Raw genomic sequence first — 14,079 nt, 5'->3', positions numbered from 1 at the left:
AGCAGACTCATGACGCTGCAGCAAACAGTCCTGCTGACAGACCGGGCCTGGCCCGACGACAGTATTGAACGCGGCATCATCGAAGACGCCGGCTTCCGTCTTGTTGCCGGTCCTGCCGACCCCGCACCAGTTGAGGCCATCGACGCGCTGATCGCCGAACACCAGCCCGCCGCCATCCTCACCTGCTGGGCAACAGTGTCCGCCAAAGCAATCGCATCCTCAGCCCCGTTGCGGGTTGTTGCCCGGATGGGCGTTGGCCTGGACAACATCGCCGTGCCCGCGGCCACGGATCATGGCGTGCAGGTGACCAACGTGCCCGACTACTGCGTCGAAGAGGTCTCCGACCACGCCGTCGGTCTGGCCCTGGCTTGGACGCGCGGCCTCGTGGCCGCGGACCGTGAGGTCCGCGCCGGACGTTGGAACCCCGCCGGGGCCCGGCTTCGCCGCCTGTCCAACCTGACGTGCGGCGTGGTCGGATACGGCCGCATTGGCAGAACCACCGCAGCCAAGCTCAAAGCGCTCGGAGCCCGCGTGGTGATCAGCGATCCACACCCACCGGCCAAAACCGACGGTATTGAGGTGATGGCATTGGATGGCCTCCTGGCAGCCAGCGACATCGTAGTCCTCCACGCTCCCCTGGTCCCGCAGACACATCACCTTATCGGGGCCCGGGAACTGGCCCTGCTTCCGCAGGACGCCTTCCTGATCAATGTCAGCCGCGGCGGGTTGGTCGATACCGACGCCCTGACGGCCGCCCTGCAATCAGGCAAGCTCGGCGGAGCAGGACTGGATGTCCTGGAGGAGGAGCCTGCAGTTCCGTCAGGGCTGCTGGCCTTTCCAGGTGTGATTGTCACACCACACATCGCTTTTGCCTCCGACGCTTCGGTGATCGACCTGCGACGCAGCGCCGCCGAGGAAGTGGTCCGCGTCCTGCGCGGAGAACCCGCAAACTATCCCTGTAACACCCCGTCCGCCCTCGCAACAGGAGTGTCATCGTGAGCAACATCCGCACCGTCCACGGCCGCCAGATCTTTGATTCCCGAGGCCGCCCCACTGTTGAGGTGGACATCATCCTCGAAAACGGTGCCAGCGCCCGGGCGTCAGTACCTTCCGGAGCCTCCACCGGCACCCACGAGGCACACGAATTACGCGATGGCGACGCATCCGTTTTCGACGGCCTCGGAGTCACCTCCGCCGTCGAGCATGTAAACGGCGAGATCGCAGCGTCGCTGCTCGGCCAGGATGTTGACGACCAACGGGCCATCGACGAAAGGCTGCGGAACCTGGACGGCACCTCCACGCTGTCCCGGCTCGGTGCCAACGCAGTACTGGGGACCTCGCTGGCGGTCTGCCGCGCCTCGGCCGTGGCCAGCGGCCTGCCGCTGTACCGAAGGATCGCCCAGCTCGCCGACGTCGACGAGCCCGTACTGCCGATGCCGATGGTCAACATCCTTTCCGGCGGCCTCCACGCCGGACGCGGCATGGACGTCCAGGACTTCCTCGCAGTACCGGTCGCGGCAATGTCCGCACTCGAAGCCATCCAACTTACCTCCCGTGTCCGAACGGCCGCCGCTGCCCTCTGCGCCGAACGGGGACTGCCCACGCTGTTGGCCGACGAGGGCGGGCTGAGCCCTGGCTGCCGAACGGGCGAGGAGGCCCTGGAGCTCATCACCGAGTCCATCCTGGCCGCTGGCCTGCAGCCGGGTACGGACATTGCCATCGCCATCGATGTCGCCGCTGCATCCCTGTACGACAGTGAGGCAGGCGACTACCACCTGCGGCGACAGGGACAACGCCTCAGCACCACCGAGATGATTGACATGGTGTCCTCATGGGTGGACCGCTTCGCCATTGTCTCGATTGAAGATCCGCTCGATGAAGATGACTGGACCGGCTGGCGGACCCTGACGAAGCGCCTCGGCCACCGGATCAGGCTGATCGGCGACGACCTGTTCACCACAAACAGCGAACGGCTCGCCCGGGGCATTTCCCAGGGCGTTGCCAACGGAGTCCTGGTCAAAGTGAACCAGAACGGCACACTGACAGGCACCCTTGACGTGGTGGCCCAAGCGCGGGCCGCAGGCTATGCGCCGGTGGTATCAGCCCGCTCCGGGGAGACCGAAGATGACTTCCTCGCCGATCTGGCTGTAGGCACCGCATCGGGGCAGATCAAGGTCGGGTCGGTACGGAATTCTGAACGGCTCGCCAAGTACAACCAGCTGGTGCGCATCGCCGAGGACCCGGCCCTGGGCTTCACGAACCTCCCGGCGCTGGCCTTAACCGCGGACGGTGGCCGGTGAAAATCGCCGAACCCCAGGAGCGGGTTCGGGAGTTCCTGCTCCGCCATGGACTGATGCAGCCTGGTGAGGAGCCGGCACTACACCCGTTGACCGGCGGCGTGAGCTCGGACCTCTGGCAAGTGTCGCTGCCCGGCCGCACCCTGTGCGTCAAGGGAGCATTGGCCCAGCTGAAGGTGGCCCACGAGTGGCTCGCGCCCCTCTCCCGCAACCGGGTTGAGTACGACTGGCTGCAGTTTGCCGGCAGCGTTGCCCCCAAACAGGTCCCCCAGGTCCTGGCCTACGATGGGGAGGCCGGGTTGTTCGCCATGCAGTTCCTCCCCTCCCGGGACTACCCGGTCTGGAAGGAAAGCCTCCTGGCCGGGCACGTGGACCCGGCCGCCGCTCATGCTCTCGGCGTCCTCCTCGGCAGGCTGCACTCGGCAAGCGCCAAGGATCCAGCGCTGGCACGTAGGTTCGCCACCGACAGCAACTTCGACGCCCTGCGCATTGAGCCATACTTCCGCGTCACTGCACGCGCCAACCCCAACCTCGCGGACAGGATCGAGGTTCTTGCCGAGAGGACCGCCGGCACGCATATGGCGTTGGTACACGGCGACGTCAGTCCCAAGAACATCCTCCTGGGTCCGGACGGGCCGGTCCTGCTCGATGCCGAGTGCGGCTGGTTCGGCGACCCTGCATTCGACGTCGCATTTTGCCTGAACCATCTGATGCTCAAAGCGATTATCCTGCCGCAGCACACAGCACAGCTGCACACTTCCGCAACAATGCTGCTGGACGGCTACGCCCACCATATTGACTGGGAACCGTCCGCGGACCTGATGGCGCGTGTCGCTGGCCTGCTGCCGCTGCTCGCCCTGGCCCGGGTCGACGGAGCCTCCCCGGTGGAGTATCTGACATCTGGGCAACGGGGCCAGGTGCGCGACCTTGCACGGGAGCTGCTGGCCCGGCCCGCAGTTGCCCTCCACATTGTCCTCAAGGAGTGGATGCTGGTGGCGGCCGCTCCAGCGGCCGGCAGGACCCATGTGAAGGAGCAGACCAGGTGACCTTTTCCTTGTCCACTCTGCGGGTCGACGGAGTGCCCACCCCGGTGCTCCGGCTCTCCGACGGTCCCATATACCGACTCGCCGACGTCGCACCCGAGGTACTCCACCACCATCCGGTGGGCGGGCTTATGACAGTCTTCGCCAATTGGGAGACCGCCGAGCCCCGGCTGCTTGCCGCCGTCGAGACCCTCACTGAGGGCACGGCAGCCCAGTTGCCCGAGCCGGCCGAGCCTGAAGACTGGCTCACGCCGCTGCAGTATCCGAACAAGGTCATCTGCGCCGGCGCCAACTATTACGACCATGTGGTCAACGACGGCGGCCATGCTGGCTTTTCGAAGGAAGACAACATTCCGGTCTTCTTCCTCAAGCCGCCCACCACCACGCTCGTCGGCCAGGGCAGAGCCGTCCATTACCCCAGCCAGACGGAGAAGTTCGACTACGAGCTTGAACTTGCCCTTGTCATCGGCCGGCGCGGCCGGAACATCCCGCTGGACCGGGCGCGTGACCACATCGCCGGCTACACCATCGCCCTGGACCTGTCGGCCCGTGACTGGCAGCGCCACCCCAAGCACCTCGTCAAATTCGATCTCTTCGGCGGCAAAGTCTTCGACGACAGCTGTCCGCTTGGTCCGGGAATTGTGCCCGCCCGCTTTGTCGATGACACCAACCTGCAGCTGCAGTTCCGGCTCAACGGTGAGCTGCGCCAAAACGCCAACACGTCCGACCTGATCTGGTCTGTTCCCGAGCTGGTCTCCCTGATCAGTGAACACGTGACCCTCGAACCTGGCGACGTTGTGCTCACGGGAACTCCCGCTGGGGTGGGCCTCAGCACCGGAACCTGGATGCACCCCGGAGACCGGCTCGAGGGACGCATCAGCGGCCTTGGAACCATCAGCGTGCAGATCATCCCCGCCGACACCGACCAGCCAGACTGACACACACACCAACATCAAGGAGCAGACCATGAAGGCAGCCGTTCTGACCCGGACTGGAACAGTCCCATCTTACGAAGACTTCCGAGATCCAGAGCCCCACAGTGGACAAGTGGTCGTCGAGGTAGCGGCGGCCGGGGTCCATCACCTCGACCTGGCCAAGGCCTCGGGAGCATTCGGAGATCCCGACACCCTGCCTTACGTGATTGGCGCCGACGGCGTAGGCAGGACCTCCGCCGGACGTCGCGTCTTCTTCACCTCACCGGTTTCGCCGCATGGTTCCTGGGCCGAGCGCACCGTCGTGGCCGAGGAAGACCTGCTGGACCTCGCCGACGACGTGGACGACGTCACCGCGGCTGCGCTTGGCAACACCGGACTTGCCGCCTGGCTGGCCCTCACCTGGCGGGCCAAGCTGCAGCCAGGCCAGAACGTGCTTGTGCTTGGCGCAACCGGCGCACTGGGCTCCATCGCCGTCCAACTCGCAAAGTCCCTTGGCGCCGCAACGGTGGTCGCTGCCGACCGTGACACCGGCCGCCTCGCCCTGTCCCGGGAACGCGGAGCCGATGCGAGCGTGACCATCAGCCCGGGCACCGACCTCGTGGCAGCCTTCCGCAGCACAGTGGGTGACAGCGGGTTCGATGTCATCCTTGACCCGGTGTGGGGTGAACCCGCCCTTGCCGCAATGCATGTTGCAGCCCGGGGCGCCCGCCATATCCAGATCGGCCAGTCAGCGGGAGCAACTCTGGAGCTTCCCGCCGGGATCGTCCGTGCCGCCCGCCTGGAGCTCCTCGGCTTCGCCCATATGGACCCGCCAGCACAGATCCGGAGAGAGGCTTACCTGAATCTGACGGCGCTCGCGGCGACAGGCGCTTTGTCCGTCGACGCAATGACCCTGCCTCTTTCCGCTTGCCAACAGGCCTGGGAATTACAGCAGCAGGGGGCCCCGCGGAAGCTCGTGCTAACCCCGTAGGGGCCCACATTCCTTCCAACCACGAAAAGGCTGCGATGGAACCCGGCTACACCGAGACGGCCAAGTCAATACACGACCACAGAAATAAGAACGAAGGTTTTACAACATCATGTCCCGTCCAGTACGGCTCAACATCAGACACCGCAATGATTTAGACAACGGACTCAATCTGGAAGTGGCTGCCGCGATCCAGAAGGCCCTCAAAGACCCCGGATATGGCGTGTTGGTAACCCGCCATGATCGCGAAACCTTCACAATACAGCTCTCCCCTGATGTCCCTCACGGAATGACCCACGAATTGGATCTTTTCTCCCGCTCCTGATCGAGCGCTTCGTCCCTGGCCAAACCCTATTAACGGCAGTTCCGTCATGAATTCGATGCTCCGGGGGGTACTTGTAGGCGGCCAGCCTGGTCTTGGCAAAGGCTGCCAATTCCTCCACCCTGAGGCTGGGGTTCTGCCAGGCCTCAGGCGTGGGGAATCCGGAGCAGCTCTTCGAGGGCATCGGCTCCAGCCGCCGCACCCCCGGCGGCTGCGTAGCCAGCAGCGACCCGCCGGGCTCCTTCCTTCTTTGTCAGGGCTTCGTGAACTGCGGCGCGAAGCTTCTCCGCAGTGAGCTTCTTCCTGCTGAGCCGCACACCCGCGTCGGCGGCCACCACCCGGGCCGCAACCTCATGCTGATCGCGGCCGAACGGAACCACCACCACCGGAACTCCCTTGGACAGTGCCTTTTGGGTGGCTCCCATACCGCCATGGGTGATGGCAACCGCAGCGCGCTCCAACACCTCTGAATGGGGCACGAACCGTTCCAGCCGGGCATTGGCAGGAAGGGGTCCAAAATCCACCGGTCCGGCGGACCGCTGGTCTCCTGCCGATCCGCTCCCCTCCGCAGGCAGCGTGGCAACGACAGTGAAGGGCTCGTTGGCCATGCCCTGCAATGCTGCGCGGACCAAATCCTCGTCGGCCTGGTACTCGGACGAGGTGGTCACCAGGATGACCGGGTCCACGGCGTTCTCAAGCCAAGCTGGCGGAGAGAAGGGCGGGTCCCATGACAGCGCCCCGATCATCCGGACACGGTGTCCCCAGTCCGGGTGCGGGTATTCAAACGGCTCGGCACTGGTAACGAGGAGGAGCGGCGCGGTGAGGAAGAAGTCATCCACGTTCCGCGACGGCGGCAGTTTCCCGCCGGAGATTTCGGCCCGGGCCCTGTTGATCCCGGGCATCATCAGCTTTTCGACGGCGCCAGTCACCAGGGGTCGGATGAGCGCGTCCCGGAGCCTTCCCACTGGACCTGGCATCGGATCCAGCCCGGGTCCGAACGGCGGGGTTCCCCGGGACGTCAGTGGCGGTGTGTAGGGGCAGAAGCTGGCCCACGGGAGCCCGAGATCCTCAGCCACGATACGTGCGCCCCACGCATTGATGTCCACGAGCATCAGATCCGGACTGGTATCGCCGATGGCGCGGCGAAGGTCAGGGGCGTCGAAGCGGGCACGCGCCGTGAAGGTCTCAGTGCTCGCGGTCAGCCCATCCTTGATCGATTTCGCCAGATAGTCCCGGTGCCTGATCTCAAGGAGGCGCGGGTCGACGGATTCGGCCTGGAAGCCGGCGCCGCGAAGGGCCGTTAGCTGTTGGGGAATTGTCCGCACGTGGACCTCATGTCCCCGGGCCTTCAGTTCCAGTAACAGCGGGACCATGGGAAAGAGATGGCCGATGGCGGGCGAGGTGTAGGCGAGAACGGTGGACATTATGGCCTCCGGGTGAAGGGCTCAAGCATTTCGATTAAGGAAAGGGCCACCTGGTCACGGGTCAGGCCAGCGTCCAGCCGGAGCAGCTTCCAGGTGTAGACGTCACAAAGAGCGACGAACTGGGCAAGACGGCGGCCCCGTTCCGCCCCGTCCGGGAGAAAATCATCCTCAAGGAACGGGGCGAAAACCCGCTCGCACCACAGGCGGTGCAGTCGTCTGCCCGTTTCAGTCATGTCCGCCACGGCAGCTGAGGTTCCCTCCTCGGATAGCATCTTCAAGGCGAGAGCGCCCGTGGTCTCATAGTGTTCGAGCAGGTTCTCGATGGCGCCGGGGACGTTGCCGGCAGGCGCAGCATCGCGCTGGGCCATCACCTGCGCAGCGGTGTGTTCGACCGTTGCATCGATGAGCCCACTGCGGTCGCCGAAGCGACGGATGACGGTCTGCACGGTGACTCCGGCACGATCAGCCACCGCGATCAAGGTGATCTCCGAGAGCGGTCTTTCCATGAAGAGCTCCCGTGTCGCCTCAAGGATCCGGCGCCCCGTGTCGGCGGCGTTGGACGCCCGTTTCCGGTTGTCGTAGCGCCGGCTTGTACCCCCGCCAACATTCATGTTAATCATGTTAACTCCAATATTGACGACAGGTCCAGAGGTGCAGAGCGCACGGATATCTCCGGGCTTGGTGTACTGACGCCAGCCTCTTTGAGTCTTGCCGTAAACCCGGGCGCTTCCTTGCACCGGGTCGTTCCGGGGCTCTCAGGGCCTGGTGTCCCCGGAGGGGCTCTCAGGGCCTGGTGTTCCCGTCGTGCAGGTCCCGTTCCCGTGGGCGGACCAGCGCAAGGAATCTGCGGGCCCGCTCCCGCCGGCCGTATGCGAGGATGACGGCGGCCCAGCGCAGGGCACTCAGCACAGTGACGGCGGGCGTGTCTGCGGGAGCGGCAGCGGGCCGCTTGCTCATGGTCATGGGTGTTCCTAACGTTGACGCGTGATCCGGGCCATTACGACAACCAGAGGTGCGGTGCGACAACCAGAGGTGCCGCGCGACAAGCGGAGCTGCAACGGTACGGGGCTGCCCGGCTTGTGCTGGACAGCCCGCCACCTATCGCGTCCTAGCTGGATGCCCGAAGAGCCTGGACATATGTTTCGACTCGTTCCAGGGTGTCTGCATCGTGCGGTCCCCATTCCGGGTGAGGTGTGCCCGGACCCACGTAGGGTTCGTCCCGGTAATGATGCTGGTACCCGGCTAGTTTCTGTTCGAGCTCGGCTCTGACGGAGCGGTAGCTGGGGTCATCGGCTACATTACGGACTTCGGTGGGGTCGCTTCTGAGGTCGTACAGTTCCCATTCAGCCTCAAAGACACGATCAGAGGCCCCGGGGACGTCCAGCCCGGCGTTGTAGTAGTGGATCAGCTTGTAATCGGAGGTCCGGATGCCGTAGTGGCCTGGTGCTGAGTGAATAGGATCGTCGTGCTCCCAGTACCGGTAATACGCCGCGTCGGGCCAATCGTCGATCTCCTCACCCCGCAGGAGAGGCCGGAAGCTCCTGCCCTGCGATGTGGGAAGTGCCTCGTCTGCCTTGATTCCGGCGATGTCCAAAAAGGTGGCGGCGAAATCGACGTTGGTGATGATTGCCTCGCAACGGCTGCCGGCAGAGATTTCGGCGGGCCATTTCATCAGCATCGGCATCTGCAGGGACTGGTCAAACATCAGCCGCTTGTCGAACCAGCCGTGGTCACCGAGGAAGAAGCCCTGATCGGATGTGTAGACGACGAGGGTGTTCTCGGACAGTCCGCGCTCATCGAGGTAATCGAGAAGCCGACCGACGTTGTCGTCGATGGATTGGATGCACTGCAGGTAGTCGCGCATGTAGATCTGGTACTTCCACCGCATGCGCGCTTCCCTGTTCTCAGGTCCGCGGAGTTCCTCCGGGACCTCAGACTTGAGGTCCTCGGCACCCATGTCGTCGGCAATGGTCATGTGGACGTTCCGTACAGCTTGGCTGCGGGTGGCGTAGTCATCAAAGAATGTTTCGGGCCCCGGGATCTTCCCGTCAGCGTAGAGGTGCTTGTGTTTCTCGTCGGGGATCCAGGGGCGGTGCGGTGCTTTGTGGTGGACGAGCATGCAGAAAGGCTCCTCCCCCGTGAGTCCATCCAGCCAATTGATGGAGAGGTCGGTGACGATGTTCGTCGCATAGCCGGGAACGGTCGCGCTGCCCGTCTCGTCGATCATCTCCGGATTGAGGTAGTCACCCTGTCCAGGAAAGATCTTCCAGGCATCGAATCCGCGCGGCAAGGACTTCCCGTGCTCACCCAAGTGCCATTTCCCGAAAAGGGCAGTCTTGTAGCCCTGTTCGTGGAGTACGTCCACGAATGTGGGTACCCGGTAGTCCATCTCGGTCCAGATGGAGGATACGCCGTTGATATGGCTGTAGGTCCCTGTGAGGATAGACGCCCGGGAGGGACTGCAGATCGAGTTGGTGCAGAAGACGGCATCCATGCGCATGCCTCCTTGGGCGATGCGGTCAAGGTGCGGCGTTTGGTTCACCCGGCTGCCGTATGCCGAAATGGCGTGGGCGGCGTGGTCATCGGACATGATGAAGATGATGTTCGTCCTCGACATCGTTCTTCCTTTCGTACGTTTGGTGCTGATCCTGGGGGCTGTCGCTTATCAGTGCTCTGGCTGGGTGAGCCGAACAACCCTGGTGATTGGAAGCTCTGAGACGGAGGTGCCGATCCTGAGGGTGTATTCGCCGGGTTCGTAAGTCCATCCGTTGTTCCAGTACGCCAGCAGACGGGTGGGGACCTCCAGAGTCGCGGTTACAGTTTCGCCGGGTTGGGCCCAGACGGGTGTGGAGGCAATGAGCCAGCGGACCGGGCGCTCGACGGCGGAGTCCTTCTTTTCGGCGTAGACCTGGACCACCTGCTTGCCGCTCCGTTCGCCTTTGTTGGTGAGGGTGACGCTGACCGGGATGGCCTCGCCCGGAGTGAGGGGGCCGTCGGGTCCGTCGACGGTGTCCAGGGTCCAAGTGGTGTAGCCGAGGCCGTAGCCGAATTCGTAGGCTGGAGTAGCCCCGGTCTTAAGCCAGGCGCGGTAGCCGATGTGGATGCCTTCGTCGTACCGGAGCTTCCCGTCGGCGTCGGGTGTGGTGTTAAGGACCGGGACGCTGCCTTGGGTGGCAGGCCAGGTGGTGGGCAAGCGCCCGCCTGGTTCGACGGCGCCGGTGAGGATGTCGGTGAGGGCGTTGCCGAATTCCTGGCCGCCGAAGTAGCCGATCAGGATAGCGGCGACCTCGTGCCGCCACGGCATAATGACCGGGGACCCTGCGTTGACGATGACAATCGTACGGGGGTTCGCGGCGGCGACGGCGTGGACCAGCCGGTCCTGCAGGCCGGGCAGGTCCAAGGTGGTGCGGTCATAACCTTCGGATTCCACCCGGGCATTGGTCCCGACGACGACGACGGCGACGTCGGCTTTCCGGGCGGCCTTGGCTGCTTCAGTGATCAGCATTTCAGGGTCCGCGTCGGCGGGCTCGGTGCCGAGGGTGACGCTGAGGGCATTGTCTAGAGGCCCGGAACGTTCCGCGGTGTCCAGGTCGACGCGGACGTCCAGGGGAACACCGGCTTCCACCGCGATTTCGGTGGTTGAGGAGGGTGGGGCGAGGAAGGATTCGGCAATGTCCTTTCCCTCCACCTCAATGTTCCCCTCGTGGACAAGAACGTCGTTAACGTAGAGGCGTGTCTTACCCACGGTCGCGGCGCCCAGTCGGACAGTGCCGGTTTCGTCCGGGGTGTAGATGGTGTGCAGCCGCACAGTGGAGGAATCCCGGACCGGCGCGTCACCGCCGAACCAGACCAGGGCCGTTGAACGGCGGTCTTCGGCGAACAGCTCAGCCCCTGCGCCGTCGAGGAAGGTCACCCGCAGGCCGGGTTCGCCGGTGACGGGGTTGGTCAGCTGGTCCAAGGGCAGCTCGGCGACCCCTTCCTGCACGATGGCGCCGATGCTGTAGGTGATATTGTCACTTCCGAAGGCGGCCCGGATGCCGTCCAGCGGTGAGACGACCTTCTCCGGAAGGACCGTGGCCGAGCCGCCGCCCTGGGTCCTGGAGTGCTTGGCATTGTGCCCGATCACCGCCAGAGGGCCCGTCGCGGCACGATCCAGCGGCAGCACGCCGTCGTTCTTCACCATCACCGTGCCGGCGGCCGAGGCTTCCCGGGTGAAGGCGACAAGGTCTTCCTTGTCCACGGGTTCTGCCTGAACGGGTTCGAACCCTTCCAGCGCGCCGACCCTCGCGGCGAGCTGTAGGATCCGCAGCACCTTCCGGTCAATGCTTGCTTCCGGGATCTCCCCTGCCTGGACTGCGGCAACGAGCGCCCCACCCCACGGCCCATCCGGTCCCGGCATGACCAGGTCCTGGGAAGCCTTCGCGGCATCAACGCTGCGGACCGCGGTCCAGTCACTGATCACCACCCCGTCGAAGCCCCACTCGCTGTTCAGCGGGGTCTCCAGCAGGTCGTTTTCGGTGGCGGTGGTGCCGTTGATGGAGTTGTACGCGCTCATCACCAGCCACGCACGGGATTCAACGACGGCTTTCTCGAACGCCAGCAGGTACAGCTCGCGCAGCGGCCGCTCGTCCACCTGCACGTCAACGGTGAACCGGTCGGTTTCGGAGTCGTTGGCTACGTAGTGCTTCGGTGTGGCGCCGACGCCGTTGCGCTGTACGCCGTTCACATACGCCGCGGCAAGCTCAGCCGTCAGGACAGGGTCCTCACTGAAAGCCTCGAAGTGCCGGCCGCCCAGCGGGGAACGGTGCAGATTGATCGTCGGGCCAAGAACGACGTCGACGCCCTTGCGCCGTGCCTCCACCGCCGAGGCGGCACCTAGACGGTCAGCCATGGCAGGGTCCCAGGTGGAGCTGATGGCCGTCGCGGACGGGAAATTCACCGACGGCTGCCGCTCATCCCACGCCTCACCCCGCACACCCGTCGGACCATCCGAAACCAGGATCCGGCGCAGGCCGATTTTCTCCATCGGCCATGTCGTCCAAAAATCCCGGCCCGTCAGGAGCTGGATCTTTTCCTCCAAGCTCAGTTCGTTGAGCAGTGCTTCCATGCGTTGGTCTACGGTGAGGGTTTCCATGATTCCTTCTTTCGCTGCACGTTGTTGTTTGGCGCCTCAAAGGGGCAGTTCTTTGCTTTCTTGGAGGTGGCCCTCGTAGGAATGCGGGGCACGTCCGGGCAGTGGGGCTTCCAGCCGTGCTTCTTGGCTTGGCGTGAAGCCGAGACGCCAGGCTTTGAAGCGCAATGAAGTGGCCCCACTGACGCGTACGGGGCCTGTGTAGAGGTTCCAGATACGTCCGTCTTCCCCGGGACTGCCAGTTACCCGGTCCATGAGTTTCCTCGGCTCTTGCGGTTGCCACGGGAGGGCCGTCCATCCAATTGACGCGCCTGGTGTCTCGCAGTCAGCTGTGGCCCCTTCGGCGGTCAGCGAGACGGTTGGAGTAGCGGTCACCGGCGCCTGGCCGTTAGGGCGCCATGTCTCCATCAACTGTCGTTCCGGCAGCATGCCCATGTCTTCGATACGGTCCTGCCATGTTTGAAGGACGCGACGCAACGTCGCCAGAGCTTCGGCACTTTCAGGGTCTTGCACGAGGTTGCACGTTTCGTGGGGGTCCTGCTCAAGGTCGTAGAGTTCCTCTTCGGGCTTTGAAGCTGCGACGAGGCGCCGTTGAAGCTCGCTCAGAAGGCTGGGCAGTTCACCGCATGCCAGTTGCCTGGCTTCCTCCCCCCTTAACCGCCTGAGCTCTGCCCAAGTGGCTGTGTGGTCGGGGTAGTCGATGTGCGGCATGGGCGAACGGTCCGGATGGAAGTTCCTGACATAGCGGTACCGCTCGTCGCGGACGGTCCGGGTCGTGTCCTCCGACTCGTCCATGCGGTCCCGGCCGCCATAGATGTAGGCGTTGGGGTGGCTGATGAAAGTGCCGTCCCGTTCCATGAGCGGTTTTCCGTGCATGTGGGCAGGAATGCCCAGCCCGCTGACGGCAAGCATTGTAGGAGCAAGATCCATGGTGTGGACAAGGTCAGTCCTGACTGTCCCGGGGTCAATGACACCTGGCCAGCGCAGGAGAAGGGGTACCCGCAGGCCGGCTTCCGTCGCCCAACGCTTGGCGCGGGGCATTCCCCTGCCGTGGTCGCTCCAGAAAACCACGATGGTGTTGTCGGCAAGCCCGTCTTCCTCCAGTTGGTTGAGGATATCGCCGACCCAGTGGTCCATTTCGGTAATGAGGTCCGCGTACCGTGCCCACGCTTTGCGGAAGATTTCGGTATCCGGGTAGTAGGGCGGCAGCGGCGCGGCTGCCATGTCGTGCCGATCCTGCGGCGCTACATGCGTGGTGGCGCGTTGGAAGGACTCCTCATCGAGATATATCTGTGACTCATGGGTGGTCATTCCATGAAAGGCTGCGAAAAACGGCGCGTCCTTGTCCGGTCTGTTGCGCCAATGAGCCGTTGGGCTGCAGTCGTCGAAAACGACCGGCGGTACGTCCACCTGGAAGTCGGTGAAGTAGTTGTTGGTGCAGTAGTAGCCCGCTTCGCGAAAATATTGCGGCAACAGCCTCACTTCGGCCGGGGGGACGGCCTTCGTTCGCATGTGCATCGTGCCAATTGCATTGGGAAAACAGCCGGTCATGATTGCCGATCGGGCAGGCGAGCAAACCGGTGCAGAGGCGAACGCCCGGTCGAAACGGGCGCCCTCTGCGGCCAAGCGGTCCAGATTAGGCGTCAGCGCATATTCGGCACCTGGCCAGATGCCCCGGTAGCTGCCGAGATCAGGGTTGATGTCATGCGTGGAAATCCAAACTATGTTGGGCTTGTTCATGCGGTGGGCGCCCCAGTGAAATCAGTTGCCTGCCCGATTCCTGAACGAAATTGGCTGGTCATCGGATCGCCGGTGCCGGTCATCCAACGGGACAGGCTGTTCCCTTTTCGGGCGCGGACCGGTGCCATGTCAGGGTTTACCGCGAGGTTAGTGGTGCTGCCGTTCATGTCGTCGGCCGTGATCAGGGAGATGCTTGTCACGCTGTTGCCTTTGTTAGCTT

Annotated in this window: 13 protein-coding genes; 6 read left to right on the top strand and 7 right to left on the bottom strand. The window is 64.1% G+C overall.

What is annotated here, in order from left to right:
* The first annotated feature begins 9 nt into the window (after positions 1-9).
* From LDN82_RS10870 to LDN82_RS10845, 6 genes are all read left to right on the top strand, one after another.
* Positions 10-999, top strand: a complete 990-nt coding sequence (locus LDN82_RS10870; RefSeq protein ID WP_224167387.1) for a C-terminal binding protein — start codon at positions 10-12, stop codon at positions 997-999.
* Complete coding sequence (eno, locus tag LDN82_RS10865) at positions 996-2,300, top strand: phosphopyruvate hydratase (protein ID WP_224090014.1); 1,305 nt, start codon at positions 996-998, stop codon at positions 2,298-2,300. The genes LDN82_RS10870 and eno overlap by 4 nt, the downstream gene beginning before the upstream one ends.
* Positions 2,297-3,343: an aminoglycoside phosphotransferase family protein gene (locus tag LDN82_RS10860; RefSeq protein ID WP_224090012.1), complete on the top strand. Its 1,047-nt coding sequence runs from the start codon at positions 2,297-2,299 to the stop codon at positions 3,341-3,343. Before eno ends, LDN82_RS10860 begins: the two co-directional genes overlap by 4 nt.
* The gene (locus tag LDN82_RS10855; protein WP_224090011.1) at positions 3,340-4,278 is read left to right on the top strand and encodes a fumarylacetoacetate hydrolase family protein; all 939 of its coding nucleotides are present in this window, start codon (positions 3,340-3,342) and stop codon (positions 4,276-4,278) included. Before LDN82_RS10860 ends, LDN82_RS10855 begins: the two co-directional genes overlap by 4 nt.
* Positions 4,279-4,306: 28 nt before the next feature.
* A complete protein-coding gene (locus LDN82_RS10850; protein WP_224090009.1) occupies positions 4,307-5,245 on the top strand; it encodes a zinc-binding alcohol dehydrogenase family protein in 939 nt (312 codons plus the stop codon).
* Positions 5,246-5,354: 109 nt separating this feature from the next.
* Positions 5,355-5,567: a hypothetical protein gene (locus LDN82_RS10845; RefSeq protein ID WP_224090007.1), complete on the top strand. Its 213-nt coding sequence runs from the start codon at positions 5,355-5,357 to the stop codon at positions 5,565-5,567.
* 143 nt (positions 5,568-5,710) lie between these two features.
* On the opposite strand, the gene LDN82_RS10840 is transcribed toward LDN82_RS10845, so the two are convergent.
* From LDN82_RS10840 to LDN82_RS10810, 7 genes are all read right to left on the bottom strand, one after another.
* Complete coding sequence (locus LDN82_RS10840) at positions 5,711-6,988, bottom strand: glycosyltransferase (RefSeq protein ID WP_224090005.1); 1,278 nt, start codon at positions 6,986-6,988, stop codon at positions 5,711-5,713.
* The gene (locus LDN82_RS10835) at positions 6,988-7,608 is read right to left on the bottom strand and encodes a TetR/AcrR family transcriptional regulator (protein ID WP_224167386.1); all 621 of its coding nucleotides are present in this window, start codon (positions 7,606-7,608) and stop codon (positions 6,988-6,990) included. The genes LDN82_RS10840 and LDN82_RS10835 overlap by 1 nt, the downstream gene beginning before the upstream one ends.
* Positions 7,609-7,771: 163 nt before the next feature.
* Entirely contained in the window at positions 7,772-7,951 is a 180-nt protein-coding gene (locus tag LDN82_RS10830) for a hypothetical protein (protein WP_224167385.1), read from the bottom strand.
* Between the two features lie 145 nt (positions 7,952-8,096).
* A complete protein-coding gene (locus tag LDN82_RS10825; RefSeq protein ID WP_224167384.1) occupies positions 8,097-9,605 on the bottom strand; it encodes a sulfatase in 1,509 nt (502 codons plus the stop codon).
* Positions 9,606-9,653: 48 nt separating this feature from the next.
* A complete protein-coding gene (locus tag LDN82_RS10820) occupies positions 9,654-12,122 on the bottom strand; it encodes a glycoside hydrolase family 3 C-terminal domain-containing protein (protein ID WP_224167383.1) in 2,469 nt (822 codons plus the stop codon).
* A gap of 36 nt (positions 12,123-12,158) precedes the next feature.
* Positions 12,159-13,859, bottom strand: a complete 1,701-nt coding sequence (locus LDN82_RS10815; RefSeq protein ID WP_224167382.1) for a sulfatase — start codon at positions 13,857-13,859, stop codon at positions 12,159-12,161.
* The gene (locus LDN82_RS10810; protein ID WP_224167381.1) at positions 13,856-14,059 is read right to left on the bottom strand and encodes a hypothetical protein; all 204 of its coding nucleotides are present in this window, start codon (positions 14,057-14,059) and stop codon (positions 13,856-13,858) included. Before LDN82_RS10810 ends, LDN82_RS10815 begins: the two co-directional genes overlap by 4 nt.
* Between the last annotated feature and the right edge of the window lie 20 nt (positions 14,060-14,079).

The organism is Arthrobacter sp. StoSoilA2, assembly GCF_019977195.1.
Taxonomy (GTDB): domain Bacteria; phylum Actinomycetota; class Actinomycetes; order Actinomycetales; family Micrococcaceae; genus Arthrobacter.
This window is presented reverse-complemented; position numbering and strand designations above follow the sequence as displayed.